Genomic DNA, 16,309 nt, shown 5'->3' on the forward strand with positions numbered 1-16,309 from the left:
TAAGTAAAGTAAGTGCATAGTATATTATGAAAATGATTATGAAAAAGGGGGATTTAAATGAAAAATGTATATGATCATATTCCTTATCCAGAATTATACTATATAATATATCCTAAGGTTGTTCAATGTATGGAAGAATATTTTGGAGGATATGAAATTACGCATGATATATCACAAGGGGAAATAGAGAGTTTAATTGATAGTGTATATGCAAAAGTTATTAGCGAATGTCCTGAAATAGCAGAAGATGAGGTTGAAATGGAAAGTTATGATGTAAATAGCTCAATAAGACCAAGACCTTTCTTTGGAAGAAGAAGGCTTTTAAGAGATATAGCAGCTATAATATTCTTTGGAGAGTTATTTAGAAGAATGGGTAGACACCATGGACGTAGACATCATAGACTTGGACACCATTCAAACTATGACTATTCAGACTATGACTATCAGGCTTATGTATATGATTTTTACAATCAAGGATATATGTATTAAAATAGGATGGAGTAATCCATCCTATTTTAATTCTCTTATTATTCCTAATGGTGTTTTTTGATGTTCTTCACCCAATGGATTATCACTTAAAACTTTAGATATTTCTTTAGGATTCATATCATCATGGGAAACTCCTAGAGTGTTTGCACCTACATCATTAACGCCTACTATAGCTACACAAATATTACCTAATCTTTTACTAGCTTCTCTACATATTTCGTTACAATTTTCTGGGGCTAAAATAATATACTCATCATATGGAGGAATATTGCCATCATATGAACCGTCTATATATCTTGCCTTACTACCAATTAATTTATAAAAATCACCGCTTCTTCTAAGTATCTTTTTAGTGAATCCAGCTATGATAGCTGCGAATAACATTCTTATAGTGCCACATTCTCTTATAGCTATTTCCATAGTTTCAGGTCGTCCTAATCCCATACCGAGAGAAGATATTGTGATAAATTTTGATAAAAACTCAGCTAATGGACTTACTTTAATTTCTCTTGCCAGAAATATTCTATTTTGAGTTATAGCAACAACCTTTTTAGATATGAATAGAATATCACTCTTTTCAACAATATCTTTAGTATATTCATATGCTATATCTGAAATATTATCATTTTCAGTGATTAAATGAGTTTTTATTGGTATACGATAAAAAGTTCTACCATCGAAAATTATTTCTAATTTTTTACCTTCATTAGCAGACATATCTTGCACGTTACTCATTTGGACTCTCCTCTTTATGTTATACTTAGTGATAGTGAAATTATACAACTAAAATTCTGTATAATCAACAAGAAATATGTAATAAATAATATATTTGTTATAAAGGGGAGATACACTTAATAATTACAAGTGATCTCCTAAAATATTTAATTTGAATACTTTAATTTAGGTTATTTTATATTATAAGAATCTTCAGTTGTATTTTCTGACACAATTATACCATCAGACTGACTAGAGTATAAGTTAGAACTATTCAATAATCCCATTCTATCTTTAGCATCTTTTAATTTAAGGTTATCTACATTCTTCATAAAATTATCATCTAAACTACTCGATAACATACCTTTCATATATAAAACCTCCAATAGATTACTATATTTGTTAATAAATATTGCTTACTACTATATTATTTGTAATAATAATATAAACATGCTATGAAATATTTTAAATAAAAGGAGTATATATGATTAATAAGAAAATCTTTAATATACTTAAAATATTTATATCTATAGTGATATTTTGCTTAGCAGTGAAATATGAACAATTAAAGATGTATAATTCTAGTTATAACTTTTTTTGATATATATTTATTGAGGTATTTAGAAACTTATGTATGAAATTATACCGATAATAACTAACTTAATTTCATGCAAGTGGACAATAGAGTTACATAGAAAAGATAGTTATATATGACTTAAGTAAAAGTAAAATACTTTTTCCAAGTTTTATACTTATAATAATGGGAGTATCTTACTTTATACTGGCAGTGAAGAATTTAGAAATTAAATAGGCTATAGTAAAGATTTATGTAAAAATGTATGTTAAAGACTTTAAAAAAACAGTATTTTTATATATAATATAAACATATGATAATCTAAATAAAATAAAAAGTAAAAGGTGATGAGATGAAGAGATTAGTTGAATATTTTACTTTTAAAGACTTAAGTATGTTTTACTTTTTAAACACTAGATTAAACTGTAAACTTTTAAATAGAATCATGCCTTATGTTACAGAGCTAGGTGGGGTAGTATTTTCAACAATCTTTCCAATCGTCCTTATAGTATTAAATAAAAGACAGTCTAGAACTATAGGATTTGAGATACTATTTTCATTAGGATTAGGTCAAGTAATAGTTCACATCTTAAAAAAGTCACTAACGAGAGAGAGACCATATAATATATTAAAAAATATAAATACATTTGGAATAGAACTAAAAGATTATTCATTCCCTTCAGGTCATACCACAGCAGGGTTTACTACAGCAGTACATCTTTCAATGTATATACCACAATTTATGCTTGTATTTGTAGCAATGGCCGTAATGGTAGGAATTTCAAGAATATACTTGGCAGTACACTATCCATCAGATGTAGCGGTAGGGTTAGTGATTGGTATAAGTGCATCACTGGTATCACACTCCTATTTAGTAAGCTACTTGTAAATATGGTATATAATGATACTTTAAAAGGATAAGAAGGATCTTGAAAACTACGTATTTAAGATTCTTCTTTATTTTTATCACATAACACTTTACAACTTTATCTGAGTAAAGTATAATACTATAAGCAGAGAACTTGATTATTGAATAAAATAAATCAAGTTGTATTAATATATTTATCAAAAGGAGGAAATAAGATGAAAAATAGAATTTTATTTATTATAATATCAATTTTAGCATTTTCGCTAGCTTTTACAGGATGTAGCCAAAAACAAGAGCCAGCAAAAGGTTCTGCTACTGAAGTAAGTAAACAAAATGATGAAAACAAAAAAGGAAATTCGGAAGATAAATTATTAGAAAATGATACGTTAGTGTTAGGGTTAGATGATAGTTTCCCACCTATGGGATTCAGAGATGAAGAGGGAAAAATTGTGGGATTTGACATAGACCTTGCTGAAGAAGTTGCAAAAAGAATGGGAGTAAAGTTAGAACTTAAGCCAATTGATTGGTCTACAAAATCTCTAACTTTAAATAAAGGTGATATAGACGTTATATGGAATGGTTTTAGTATAGATGAACAAAGAAAAAAGGAAGTAGACTTTTCTACTCCATATCTTAATAATAAACAGATTGTAGTAGTAAGCAATGATTCTAAAATAGAAGATAAAGACGGATTATCCGGAAAGATACTAGCAGTGCAATCGGGAAGTACTAGTGATACAGCATTATCAAAAGATAAAAAAGTATCAGGTTCACTAAAAGAAGTAAAGAAATATTCAGATAACGTTCAAGCGTTAATGGATTTAAAAATAGGTAGAGTAGATGCGGTTTTAGTAGATGAAGTAGTTGGAAGATACTATGTTGCTAAAAAACCTGGTGATTACAAGATCTTAAAAGAAGATTTTGGAACAGAGCAATATGCAGTTGGTATTAAAAAAGGAAATACTAAACTTACAGAAGCAATAAACAAAGCATTAGAAGAGGTAAGAGCTGACGGAACAGAAGCTGAAATATCTAAAAAATGGTTTGGTGAAGATATTGTATCTAAATAATTAGGAGGAGTATTATGGTTGATATACTAAATACGACAAAGTATATTTTAGGAGGGTTAGGAGTAACTATATCATTATCCCTGGTAACTTTATTTTTATCTATACCCCTAGGTATGCTATCGGCTATAGGAAAGATATCATCTCCTTATATCATAAGAAAAATATTAAATTTCTACACGTGGATATTTAGAGGAACACCATTACTTTTACAAGTGCTGTTTGTATATTATGGACTTCCTATAATACATCCATCATTGGCTATGAGTGAATTCCAGGCAGCATCATTAACATTTACATTAAATTATGCTGCATACCTTACAGAGGTATTTAGAGCTGGTATAGAATCTATAGACGATGGTCAATATGATGCAGCTAAGGCACTAGGGTTTAATTATAAGGAAACTATGAAATATATAATAATCCCTCAAACCATAAGAAGAGTAATACCTCCTACTTGTAATGAAGGTGTAAATCTTATAAAAGATACAGCACTAGTTGCAGTTATTGGAATGGGAGACTTATCTAGAGCAGCTAAAGAAGTAGTAAGTAGAGAATTTAATATTACCCCTTTTATTATAGCAGGGATAATATATCTTATAATGACATCTTTAATAATGTATGTATTTAGAAAGTTAGAGGACAGATATTCTATATATATGTAAGGTAAAAGTTTATAAAAAGCTATTAATATCATTGATATTAATAGCTTTTTTATTTTACTTTCATATGTTTTATTAATATATGTTGAGAATAAGGTGAAAAATACTTTTTGTATAAAAAATTAAAAATTTAAATAAAAAACTTGACGAAAAATGTCGAAAGGAGCATAATGTTTATGGAGTCATAAAGGAGGTAGAAAGTATGGAAACATCAAGTATTGCATTAGCGGCAGACTATTTATTAGAGACAATAGCTATAATTTTAATTGCAGGAATGATATTTGGAAAGATTAGTGACTATATAAAAATTCCAGATGTTGTACTTTATATTCTTGCTGGTATAATTTTAGGACCGCATGCTTTAGGATGGATAAGTGTAGAAAAATATGAAATAACTAATCAACTGATACTTACATTTGGTGCGGCTTATATATTGTACGATGGAGGTAGAGAAATAAAGCTGAAAATATTAAATAAAGTAAAAGTATCAGTTATGTTATTGGCTACTCTAGGAGTTTTAATCTCCACATTTATAACTGGATACTTTGCTTCTAGGATATTTAACATAGATATTATGACAGCACTACTATTAGGGTCAGTTATAGCATCCACAGATCCATCTGTATTAGTACCTTTATTTAAAAAGGTTAAAATAAATAACAAGCTTAAACAAACTATAATTTCAGAGTCTGCGTTTAATGATGCAGCAGGTGCGATAATTACATTTGCAATAATTGGAATCATTTCAGGAAAGTCATTCTCTGCTATAGGAAGTACATTAGAGCTTTTAAAAACTGCAGGTGGGGGTATTTTAGTAGGACTAGTGATAGGATATATATCTTCACTTTTAGTTGCGCATAAAGAATATGCTATTCTTAAAGAGTATCCTGCTGAATTATCAGTTGCAACAGTAATAATATCTTACATCCTTTCAAACAAGCTAGGCTTTAGTGGATTTATGTCAGTATTCATAGTAGGAATGATATGCGGAAATAAAAAAGTATTTAAGTTTTATATGCAAGACGAGTACTTTACAACCCAGCATAGATTTAGAGAAGTTTTAACAATTATACTAAGAATGATGATATTTATATTACTAGGAACGCATGTAGAGCTTGTAGCATTAGCTAAGTACTGGAAGGGTGCATTAGCAGTAGTATTAATACTTATGTTTGTAGCGAGACCAATATCTGTATTAATATCAGTATCACTTGATAGGAAAGCAAAATGGAGCTTGAGAGAAATTATATATTTAATGTGGGTAAGAGAGACAGGGGTAATTCCTGCTGCTCTATCGGGAATGATAGTTACATTAGGAATTCCAAATGCTCAAATAATATCTTCAGTAACATTTGCCACTATACTAATAACACTGACAGTTCAAGCAAGTACCTCAGCAGCATTAGCAAGGTATCTTAAATTAGATGAAGACTATAAATAGAAATAGTTTTTAAATTAAAATTAACACTATAAAACTTATTGAATATTATTAAGTTTTATAGTGTTTTTTATTTTAAAAAATTTTTATTTAAATTGTTGACATTTATGCTCGACTGATAATATAATAAGAGTGAACATATGAATAGGTATTCATATGAAAAGGATGGGAGGCGAAGAAATGTCTAGTAAAGAAATTATATTACAAGGTCTGAACTGTGCTAGTTGTATCAGTAAGATAGAACAACAGACAAGTAAGATAGAAGGTGTAGAGGAGTCTAAATTTAATTTTGCAAGTGAAATATTAACTGTAGACTATAGAGGAAAAAAGGAATTTAAAGAGGTATTTAAGGAAATAAAAGATATAGTAAATAAAGCGGAACCTCATGTAAAAGTTAGAATGAAAGAAGAACAAGATGAACACAACCATGATCATGGTCACGATCATTCTCATGACGGAGGAAGTGTTAAGAAAAATATTATAAGGTTTTCAATAGGGGGAATCTTATTATTAATATCATATATTTTTAATCTGGAATCTAATATAAAAGCAGGACTAATTTTAACTAGTTATGTATTAATAGGCTATGATGTAGTATTAAGAGCTTTTAAAAATATATTAAGAGGTCAAATATTTGATGAACATTTTTTAATGACTGTAGCTACATTTGGAGCAATAGCTATAAAGGAGTATCCTGAGGCAGTTGCGGTTATGTTATTTTATCAAGTAGGTGAAACATTCCAAGATATAGCTGTTGGTAAATCAAGAAGATCTATAAAGTCACTGTTAGATATAAGACCAGATTATGCGAATCTAAAGGTAGGAGAAACAATATCTACAGTTAGTCCAGAAAAGGTTAATATAGGGGATACTATAATTGTAAAACCAGGTGAGAGGGTACCCCTAGATGGTAAGGTTATAGAAGGAAGTTCAATGGTTAATACTTCTGCACTTACTGGAGAATCTGTACCAAGAAGTGTTAACAAGGGTGACGAAATATTAAGTGGATTTATAAACGAAAATGGTATATTAACTATTGAGGTAACTAAGAGTTTTGGAGAATCTACAGTATCTAAAATACTAGATTTAGTTCAAAATGCAAGTGGTAAAAAGGCACCTACTGAAAAATTCATAACTAAGTTTGCAAGATACTATACACCGGTGGTAGTTATATCTGCTATTCTTATAGCTTTTATACCTCCAATAATACTAGGTCAAGAGTTTTACACATGGGTATATAGAGCATTAGTATTTTTAGTTATATCATGCCCTTGTGCATTAGTGGTATCTGTTCCTCTAGGATTCTTCGGTGGTATTGGGGCAGCTTCAAAATCTGGAATATTAGTAAAGGGTGGTAACTATTTAGAAGCATTAAATGATATTGAAATACTAGTAATGGATAAGACTGGTACTCTTACTAAGGGAATATTTGAAGTTACAAAGATAGATGCTCAAGAAGGATTTAGTGAAGAAGAGATACTGAAGTTTTCAGCATTGGGTGAGATACACTCAAGTCATCCTATTGCTACTTCTATAAAGAAGGCTTATGGAAAAGAGTTAGATTATAACAAAATAGAAAATTATGAAGAAGTCGCTGGTCATGGAATAAAGGCTACAATAGAAGGTAAAGAAGTTTTAATTGGAAATATTAAGCTTATGAATAGAGAAAACATAGATGCAGAGAAGTCAAATGATATAGGAACTATAGTATATGTAGCTATAGAAAATAAATATGCAGGAAGCATATTGATATCTGATGAGATAAAAGAAGATGCACATAAGACTATACAAAGTCTACACAATCTTGGTATAAAGAAAGCAGTAATGCTAACTGGAGATAATAAGAATATAGCTGAAAAAGTAGCTAAAGACTTGGGGATAGATGAAGTATATTCGGAACTACTTCCAATAGATAAAGTTAGTAAAGTAGAAGCATTAAATGCTAAAAAATCGGAAAAGGGTAAATTAGCATTTGTAGGGGATGGAATAAACGATGCACCAGTACTTGCTATGGCAGACATAGGTATTGCAATGGGTGGCTTAGGATCAGATGCTGCTATAGAAGCTTCTGACATAGTTCTAATGACTGATGAAATATCTAAGATAAGCACATCTATAAAAATAGCAAGAAAAACTAAAAAAATAGTTATACAAAATATAGTGTTAGCACTAGGTACAAAATCTATAGTATTAGTACTAGGAGTCTTTGGTATAGCAAATATGTGGGTAGCAGTATTTGCAGATGTTGGAGTAGCATTAATAGCAATACTAAACTCTATGAGGGCATTAAAGATAGATAAATAAAATGTATAAATAACATTAAAAAGCAATACCTTATAGTATGTAGATTTTACTATTATAAAGAAGGTGTTGCTTTTGAATTTTAAAAAGAGATTATTAGTTGGACTATCGATCTTAATAACAATCATTGCGGTAATTGGTCTTATCACATTAACTAAAGAAGAAAAACTATTTAAAAACATAAATACATCTATTAATTCCAAAAATATAATGAATACCGTAGAAGAGTTAACATCTAAAAAATATAATGGAAGGCTTATAGGAACAGAAGGAAATCAATTAGCAACAGAGTATCTTGTAGATCATTTTAAAAAAATAAATCTTAAGAATCCTGAAAAGTTAAAAGACTATAAGCAATACTATAAGCAGAATGTTAGAGCTACCAATAGTGCACCAATATTAAGTGTACTAGATAAAAATGGGAAGATAGAGAAAGAATATAATTATATAGAAGATTTCTCTGTAGTAACTTATAACTCATTATTAAGTATAAAAGGAAAAGCCTCAGGACAGGGGGTATTGATAGAGGATGTTGATAAATTAAGTAAAAGTCCAGAAACGTTTAGGGGAAAAATATTACTAGTATCTAGAGAAACAATGGGAAAATACGGACTTCGAAATATACTGCTAAACATTATAGAACATAAGATAGAAATTAAAGGAATAATATTAGAGGTTGAAATTGAGAAAGAAGATAAAAGCGGATTTGCAGTAGCACCTAACGCACCAGCAGTAGATAATTTTAGTAAAAATGGACCAATGCTATTTACACTAGAGTCAGGAGCATTTAAGGAGATATCTAATCTTACAAAAGAAGGTAAGAATATATATATGACTGCAGATTATAGCATTGAAAATGTAGAGGGAGCAAATGTAATAGGACTTCTGGAGGGAAATCATAAAGAGTTAAAAGAAGAATTTATAATAATAGGAGCTCATTTTGATCATGTAGGTGATAATAAAAATGGAACATATAATCCTGGTGCACTAGATAATGCATCTGGAACGGCTACTATGATGGAGATAGCTAGAATTTTATCAGAGAATAAGATAAAACCTAAGAAGTCAATACTATTTATAGGATTTAATGGTGAAGAGGAAGGGCTTTATGGTTCATATAACTATGCAAATAATCCTTTGTATCCTCTTAATGATAAGACTGTAATGATAAATTTAGATATGGTAGGTTCTAAAAGAAAAGTTCCATTAGAATCTGTAAGCTATGATAGTAGTAATACTGAGTTAAGAGATGAATTGTTTAAAATATCTAAAGAATTAGGGATCGATAGTAGAACAAATGTAAGTCAGGGAAGTGATCATGTTCCGTTTGCAGCAAAAGGTATAAAATCAGTTTGTCTTATTCATATGGACTTAGAAAGTGGATATCATACACCACATGATACAATAGATAAAGTAGATAGAAAAAGAACAGAAGAAGCAGTTAAAGTAGTACTTTCTTACTTAGACAATAATGCATATTAGTGAAGAATTAAAAAAGTCCTAAGTTCTAAATATCAGATATTTAGAACTTAGGACTTTTTAACTATACTTACTTTCAAGTTCATTTACAAACTTAATATATTTGTTTTTTACTTCGATATGAGCACTATTCTCTTCAAATTCTTTGAATTGAATATCTAATTTGTCTAAAGTTTCTTTTTTTAGATTATTAGTAGCATATTTATATATCATATTGTCCTCTTTATTTATATGCTTAGTCAGTAGGTTAGCGTAACCAATAGCATTTCCTATTATATCAACTATAGCTTCTTTATCGCCAGATTTATGCGAGTTTAATGCAACTTCTAAGTCCATAACTAAAGATCTACCAAAGTTATGTTCTATAAGCATTCCTTGTATAGGACCTTCACCTATAGTCTCTTGTAACTCATTGTTCATATCTATGAACAACATATCTTCTTCCTTGCCATGATGATACTTATCAGCGTAGTTTCTGATGAAATCAATTACTTGGAAAAAATCATCATATGGAACTTCCATTCCATTAGTTAATTGAAAACATAACTTTCTTATTACTTTTATAACCTTCTTTATATTATCGTGTTCACTTACTAAGATATCTATAGAGTTCATAAACAATCACTTCCCTTAAATTATTATAGTATATTTTATCCATTCACTAGAAATATAAACATTGCTTATATTGTTACTAAAGAGATTATAGCATGGATTCTATTATGAATAATGTGATTCAAAACAAAAAAGAGAAGTAAAGTTTTATAATTTGAATACCTTACTTCTCTTTTAAATTTATAGAGATAAATAGTTTGTTTAGTTTTAATAAATTATATAGTTTACAATATCATATTGTTATACCTGCCTCTTAAATACATTAGTAATACCATTGAAAATGACTACTAATGTATCGTCATCTTCAAAGTGAAACTTATGTACCATATCTAGGTCCTCTGGTATGGAATCATCATTTACCATGGATATATATAATGTTAAAGTATTAGAATCCTCTATAGAGTATGTTCCGCTCATACTCCTACCTTCTTCAGTATAATTTAGTTCGAATTTTGTACTTTCAAACTTAATATAATCAAATACACCTTTATCATCCTCACATATCCAAGTACCTAAAATTTTCTGCACAGTATCTTCAGTTGATAATTGCATTGGTAATTGATGAGATATAAAACTATCGAAATCCGAATGTATTCTATAGATTATGACAAATAAGATTACAAAAGTTGTAATTAAAAATAAAAATGTCTTCATTAGCTCTCTATTTCTTTTAGAGCTCTCCTCAGCATCTAGCCAATAACCACATCTTGAACAGAACTGGTAATGTTCCTTTACCTCAGAGCCACAACTATTGCAACGCATCTGACATACCTCCTTATATTAGTATATTCTGCATCTATTAGAAAAAACCTTTAAATAATGTCTGTATTAACATTTAATAAAGGTAAATTATATAGATTGAAAAATTAATTTTAACATGTAATTATAGCATGATTTTAATAATTACTCAATAATATGAAATTTATAAAAATTAAGTTCCAAAATGAATAGAAATTAACAATAATAGACATAACTATAGAAAGATAATGAAACTTTATAATAAGGAGGTCTTACTAAATGAGTGATAAAGATATAAAAAACTCTTTCGAGAAAAGTGCTGAAACAATGAGAGGTGATAATAAAACTCTTGGTTCACAATTAACAAAAGCAGACTATAATGATCCTGAGATACATGGGGATATACACAAAGATGTAAAAGTAGATTATAAAAGTATGGAGAAATCGCCATCAACTATGGAAGAGGTACATAGATGGCAGAGAGATCATATAAAAAAGGATGATCAGTCAAAAGAAGGATATCCATTAAATGTTATAATAGATCCTGCAATGAGAGAAATGTATCAAGTAGTACATAATGCAGGTATGACTAACGTTTTTGATAGATTTAGTCAACAACAACCAATACAGTGTAAGTTTTGTGTAGAGGGATTATCATGTCAACTGTGTGCAAATGGACCTTGTAGAATAAGCCCTAAGTCACCAAGAGGAACTTGTGGAGTAGATGCTCACACTATGGTTTCAAGGAACTTTATGTACAGACACGTTACAATAGGTACATCTGCAAATATATTTCATGCGCATCAAGCAGCAAGAACTTTAAAAGCAGCAGGCCAAAGTCCCGAGAGCGGATTAAAAATAAGAGATCCTGAAAAACTAAAAAAGTTTTCAGATATGTTAGGGCTAGATGCAAATAAGCCTATAAATGAATTAGCAGTTGAATTTGCTGATGTTGTAATGAATGACATCCACTCTCCATTCCATATAGAGTCTAGGCTAGTAGAAGCATTTGCACCTACTAAGCGTAAAAATTTATGGAGAAAGCTAGGATTATTCCCTGGTGGGGGTTATAGTGAGGTTGCATATGCTCAAACTAGCTGTATGACTAACTTTAGATCTGACCCTGTGGAGTTCCTACTTAATAGCGTTAGACTAGGAATAGCAAATGAGTATCAAGGAATATTTATTCTAGATATAGTTCAAGAAATGCTAATGGGAACTCAAAAAGTAGCTATGAAAAAACAAAACATGGGTCTACTAAAAGAGAATATGATAAACGTTATAACTAATGGCCATATGCCATTGCTTGCAAACGTAGCTATAGATTTAGCTTCTACAGATGAATGGCAACAAAAAGCTAAAGATTTAGGAGCTGATGGAATACAAATATTAGGTCATGTTTGTGAAGGTCAACAGCTTATAAACTATGATGGTACGCATAATCAAAAAGCATATGCAGGTCAAGAAGGAGAATGGCTATCTGAAGAGTATTTACTTGCAACTGGTGTAGTAGACTTATTTATGTTTGACTATAACTGTACAGTTCCTACTCTTCCGCTATATGCTAAGAAATTCGGTACTAAATTATTAAGTACTCATCCTGTAATTAAATTACAAGGAGTAGAGACATTAGACTTTGTACCAGAAAAAATGAAGGAACAAGCTGAAAAAGCATTAGAGAAAGCATTAGAAGGGTTTAAAGAGCGTAAAGCTTCAAACAGAGAAGTATATATACCGGAATATACTTCAGAATGTATGGTTGGATTTAGTACTGAATCTGTTAAAGAAGCATTAGGAGGAAGCTTTGATCCACTTATAGAACAAATAGCAAATGGAAACATAAGAGGAATAGCAACTATAGTAGGGTGTACTACTGCTAGATATGGCCAAGGTGGTAGTAATATATTTAAAATAACTAAAGGGCTAATAGAAAACAATATACTAGTTCTTTCAGGTGGATGTACTTCTTCAGTTATGCAATACACTGGACTTAGTCATCCAAATGCAGCAGATGAAGCAGGAGAAGGACTAAAAGCAGTTTGTAAATCACTTGGAATACCACCAGTACTAAACTACGGTGCTTGTGTAGATATAGGAAAAATGACTCAAACAGCTAAGGAACTAGCAGATATACTAGATGTAGATACTGATAAATTACCATTAGTAATAGGTGCTCCAGAATACTTAGAGCAAAAAGCAGTATCGGATGCTTGTACAGCACTAGCACTAGGTTGGTTAGTTCATATAGCACCAGTACCTTCTATAACAGGTAGTGATCTAGTAGTTAAAACACTTACAGAAACTACAGAAACGCTGGGACTTGGTAAAGTAGTAGTAGAGTTAGATGCTGAGAAAACTATTCAAATATATGTAGATCACATAGAGAAAAAACGTAAGGAATTAGGACTTACGACTTAAGTTAATACTTTAAATAAAAACTAGAGATTATGATAAAGGATAATCTCTAGTTTTTATTATTCGCTCTGTTAGAGAATTATGCGATTAATTGTGAAAAATGGGTTCAACTATAATTCACTATATTTTATAGAAAGGATTTCTATATAATGATATTAGGACTTTCTATAAGACAATGTGCAGAAGAAGTTAGTGTAGGTGTTAAGACATCATTTTTTTATGTATTATAGAATATTTCTTCAACTAAGGAAAAAGAATAAAAAAGCAGAAATAGATATATTGAGTTAGCTTAAAATTATGAAATTCTCAATATAACTGTTCTTTGTTAGTAAATCATCCAATAAGGTTTATAATGTAAGAAAGTTCGCAATTATCATATAGTGTGAAACAATCAACTGTAAATGAAAAAACAATAATATTCTTTGAAAACTGAATAATACAGTGTTTAAAAGCTAGCATGTTTTTCATCTATCTATAAAATATATAGAAAATATGGTATAATTTTAATGTTGGTTAAGTCGCAATAGTTAGATCTGATGGACTAATAAAAAGAGGTGCTAATAGATGTGGATATTAGGGAAAATATAAAATCATTAAAAATTAACATACAAAACAATAAAATTATAAGCTCAATTGTTCTAATTCTTAATTTAATATATCCAGTTATTTTGATATTGAATATGAATAATATTGGTATAGATAGCGATTTAAACTTCTATTCTTGTTTATGGGTAGGGTTTTATAGTTCTATTTTCTCAATTGTTTTTGTTAAGAAAGATATAGTTAGCACATCATTGATTATAATTAATATGTTTATTGTTTCATTTACACTCATTATATCATTAATGGGTGGGATATTAGGCTTATTAAGTACAATTATTATGATGATTTTCCCATTCACACCAGATAGATGGATTTCTGAATTAATAGATTTTTATTATCATAGACAATAAAAATCTAATTTTTCAAGGCGCATTTCTCGTGTTATTGTTAGTTCACAATGTTATTATTAGACGTAATGATTACAAAATAAAATAATTACTTAAAACACCGTATTATTCAAAATTGAATTTTACGGTGTTTTTGAGTCGCAATACAAATATATTACGAATTAAACATTATAAAAATAGCTAGATATTCCATGTTCCAATAGTTCTAGCTATTTTTATTGCTTATTTATCACACAATTGTCTAACTGAGACTTATCATTATATAATAAGCTTTATTGTCTCCACTTTATAAATTTCTTTTCTACTATAGCTATTCCTTTATACATAATAGCAGCAAGAACTGCTAATATAATAACACTCATCATAACTAAGTCTAGCTTAAATACTTGACCGCCATAAACTATTAAATATCCTATACCGGCACGAGAAACTAAGAATTCACCAACTATAACTCCAACCCAAGCAAGACCGATATTTACTTTTATAGTACTTATTATAGAAGGAACACTGGCAGGTAACACTAATTTTCTTAGTATTTGAAATTTAGTTGCTCCAAATGTTTCAAGCATTTTTATACTATTCTCATCCACTTCTTTAAAGCTAGTATATATATTCATGATCGTTATAACGATTGATAATGTAACAGCAGTTACTATAATACCTGCATAACCAGCACCTACCCATATTATAATAATAGGAGCTAATGCAGTTTTAGGTAAACTATTTAAAATTACTAAATAAGGATCAAGCACAATAGCTAAGAAATCTGACCACCATAATATTATAGCTATTATAATCCCAAGAATAGTTCCAATTAAGAAACCTATTACAGTTTCCATAACGGATATACCTATATGTTTAAACAAGGTACCATCGCTAAGGAACGATATAAATAGTTTATAGATTTCATAAGGGGAACTAGTAAGAAATGTGTCTACCCATTTTAATCTAGCAGCTAATTCCCATAAGGCTAAAAATACTACTAAGATTAAAATTTGAGTTAAAAAAATGGCTCTTTTTCTAGTCTTATAGTTCTTTAAGAATTTTTGTTGTTCCTTGCTAATTTCTTTATTCGACATGAACATCCAGCTCCTTCCATATTTTGTTGAAATAAAGTCTAAATTCAGGAGCTTCTCTACACTTAAGAGGAGTATTTACACCATTATTGCAAGTCAAGTCTATATCTATTATTTCTTTTATACTAGCAGGTCGCTTAGTTAATATAACTACTCTGTCACCCATAGAAATTGCTTCTGCAATATCATGAGTTATCATAAAAGCAGTTTTATTTTCATTCTTTAATATGGATGATATTTCATCAGCAATACCTAATCTAGTATGGTAGTCAAGTGCAGAAAAAGGTTCATCTAAAAGCAAAATATCAGGTTTTGTTGCTAGCGTTCTTATAAGAGCTACACGTTGCCTCATTCCACCAGATAATTGTCTAGGATAGTGATGCTTAAATTCTGAAAGTCCATAAGTCTCTAGCAATTTTTCTGCAAAAGCTATATTTTCATCGGTTAATTTATTCTGTATTTCAAGACCGATAAGTACATTATCTAGTATAGTTCTCCACTCAAAAAGATAATCACGTTGGAACATATAGCCTATGTCTTTATTAGGTCCAGTAACTTTCTTGCCATTGACTAAAACGTTTCCACTAGTAGGTTTTAATAAACCTGCTATTATTGAGAATAAAGTGGATTTACCACATCCACTAGGTCCAACCATTGTGACAATTTCCCCACTAAAAATATCTAAAGAAATATTATTAATAGCCAAAGTTTCGCCATCTAAAGTATGATAAGTCATACCTATATTTTTGAGCTCAACAATTTTCTTACCTCCCATATGCATCTTCTCCTTTAAATAAAATTCGTATGATTATCATATTCAGAATGAGTAAATATGTGAACTATATACCGTAAAATAGTAATTAATCTAAATATTTTGTAACGAATATAAACAGCTTTTATATTATATATTAGGATATCTTTGTCAC

15 protein-coding genes and 1 pseudogene are annotated in these 16,309 nt (G+C 29.7%); 10 read left to right on the forward strand and 6 right to left on the reverse strand.

What is annotated here, in order from left to right; all coding sequences use genetic code 11:
* Positions 1-57: 57 nt before the first annotated feature.
* Positions 58-489, forward strand: coding sequence for a hypothetical protein (locus CURI_RS03195; RefSeq protein ID WP_014966844.1), 432 nt, complete (start codon positions 58-60; stop codon positions 487-489).
* 21 nt (positions 490-510) lie between these two features.
* Here CURI_RS03195 and CURI_RS03200 read toward each other — a convergent pair whose 3' ends face one another.
* Entirely contained in the window at positions 511-1,224 is a 714-nt protein-coding gene (locus CURI_RS03200) for a coenzyme F420-0:L-glutamate ligase (protein ID WP_014966845.1), read from the reverse strand.
* Between the two features lie 170 nt (positions 1,225-1,394).
* Positions 1,395-1,574, reverse strand: coding sequence for a hypothetical protein (locus CURI_RS03205; protein WP_041701475.1), 180 nt, complete (start codon positions 1,572-1,574; stop codon positions 1,395-1,397).
* Between the two features lie 555 nt (positions 1,575-2,129).
* Here CURI_RS03205 and CURI_RS03210 point away from each other — a divergent pair.
* The 6 genes from CURI_RS03210 (at position 2,130) to CURI_RS03235 (ending at position 9,595) form a co-directional block, all read left to right on the forward strand.
* Positions 2,130-2,666, forward strand: a complete 537-nt coding sequence (locus tag CURI_RS03210) for a phosphatase PAP2 family protein (protein WP_014966846.1) — start codon at positions 2,130-2,132, stop codon at positions 2,664-2,666.
* Between the two features lie 194 nt (positions 2,667-2,860).
* On the forward strand, positions 2,861-3,715 hold the full coding sequence (locus CURI_RS03215) for an amino acid ABC transporter substrate-binding protein (protein WP_014966847.1): 855 nt from the start codon (positions 2,861-2,863) through the stop codon (positions 3,713-3,715).
* Between the two features lie 14 nt (positions 3,716-3,729).
* Positions 3,730-4,377 carry an amino acid ABC transporter permease gene (locus CURI_RS03220; protein WP_014966848.1) on the forward strand — a complete coding sequence of 216 codons (648 nt, stop codon included), beginning with the start codon at positions 3,730-3,732 and terminating at the stop codon, positions 4,375-4,377.
* Between the two features lie 199 nt (positions 4,378-4,576).
* A complete protein-coding gene (locus tag CURI_RS03225) occupies positions 4,577-5,815 on the forward strand; it encodes a cation:proton antiporter (protein WP_014966849.1) in 1,239 nt (412 codons plus the stop codon).
* Between the two features lie 177 nt (positions 5,816-5,992).
* Positions 5,993-8,116, forward strand: a complete 2,124-nt coding sequence (locus CURI_RS03230) for a heavy metal translocating P-type ATPase (protein ID WP_014966850.1) — start codon at positions 5,993-5,995, stop codon at positions 8,114-8,116.
* A 72-nt stretch (positions 8,117-8,188) separates the two neighbouring features.
* Complete coding sequence (locus CURI_RS03235; protein ID WP_041701477.1) at positions 8,189-9,595, forward strand: M28 family metallopeptidase; 1,407 nt, start codon at positions 8,189-8,191, stop codon at positions 9,593-9,595.
* A gap of 57 nt (positions 9,596-9,652) precedes the next feature.
* Here the strand turns inward: CURI_RS03235 and CURI_RS03240 are convergent, their stop codons facing one another.
* Together CURI_RS03240 and CURI_RS03245 are read right to left on the reverse strand one after the other, a co-directional pair.
* Positions 9,653-10,207 (reverse strand): hemerythrin domain-containing protein, encoded by a 555-nt coding sequence (locus CURI_RS03240; RefSeq protein ID WP_014966852.1) that lies wholly within the window; start codon positions 10,205-10,207, stop codon positions 9,653-9,655.
* 237 nt (positions 10,208-10,444) lie between these two features.
* On the reverse strand, positions 10,445-10,966 hold the full coding sequence (locus tag CURI_RS03245) for a zinc ribbon domain-containing protein (RefSeq protein ID WP_014966853.1): 522 nt from the start codon (positions 10,964-10,966) through the stop codon (positions 10,445-10,447).
* Positions 10,967-11,221: 255 nt separating this feature from the next.
* On the opposite strand from CURI_RS03245, the gene cooS reads away from it, so the two are divergent.
* From cooS to CURI_RS03255, 3 genes and pseudogenes are all read left to right on the forward strand, one after another.
* Positions 11,222-13,360: an anaerobic carbon-monoxide dehydrogenase catalytic subunit gene (gene cooS, locus CURI_RS03250; RefSeq protein WP_014966854.1), complete on the forward strand. Its 2,139-nt coding sequence runs from the start codon at positions 11,222-11,224 to the stop codon at positions 13,358-13,360.
* Positions 13,361-13,503: 143 nt separating this feature from the next.
* Positions 13,504-13,627, forward strand: a pseudogene (locus tag CURI_RS16510) (IS1595 family transposase); the annotation flags it as partial.
* 296 nt (positions 13,628-13,923) lie between these two features.
* Positions 13,924-14,310, forward strand: coding sequence for a hypothetical protein (locus CURI_RS03255; protein WP_041701480.1), 387 nt, complete (start codon positions 13,924-13,926; stop codon positions 14,308-14,310).
* A gap of 269 nt (positions 14,311-14,579) precedes the next feature.
* Here CURI_RS03255 and CURI_RS03260 read toward each other — a convergent pair whose 3' ends face one another.
* Together CURI_RS03260 and CURI_RS03265 are read right to left on the reverse strand one after the other, a co-directional pair.
* Positions 14,580-15,386, reverse strand: coding sequence for an ABC transporter permease (locus CURI_RS03260; protein WP_014966856.1), 807 nt, complete (start codon positions 15,384-15,386; stop codon positions 14,580-14,582).
* Positions 15,376-16,158, reverse strand: coding sequence for an ABC transporter ATP-binding protein (locus CURI_RS03265; RefSeq protein ID WP_041701483.1), 783 nt, complete (start codon positions 16,156-16,158; stop codon positions 15,376-15,378). The genes CURI_RS03260 and CURI_RS03265 overlap by 11 nt, the downstream gene beginning before the upstream one ends.
* Positions 16,159-16,309: the final 151 nt, after the last annotated feature.

Source organism: Gottschalkia acidurici 9a, from assembly GCF_000299355.1.
Taxonomy (GTDB): domain Bacteria; phylum Bacillota; class Clostridia; order Tissierellales; family Gottschalkiaceae; genus Gottschalkia; species Gottschalkia acidurici.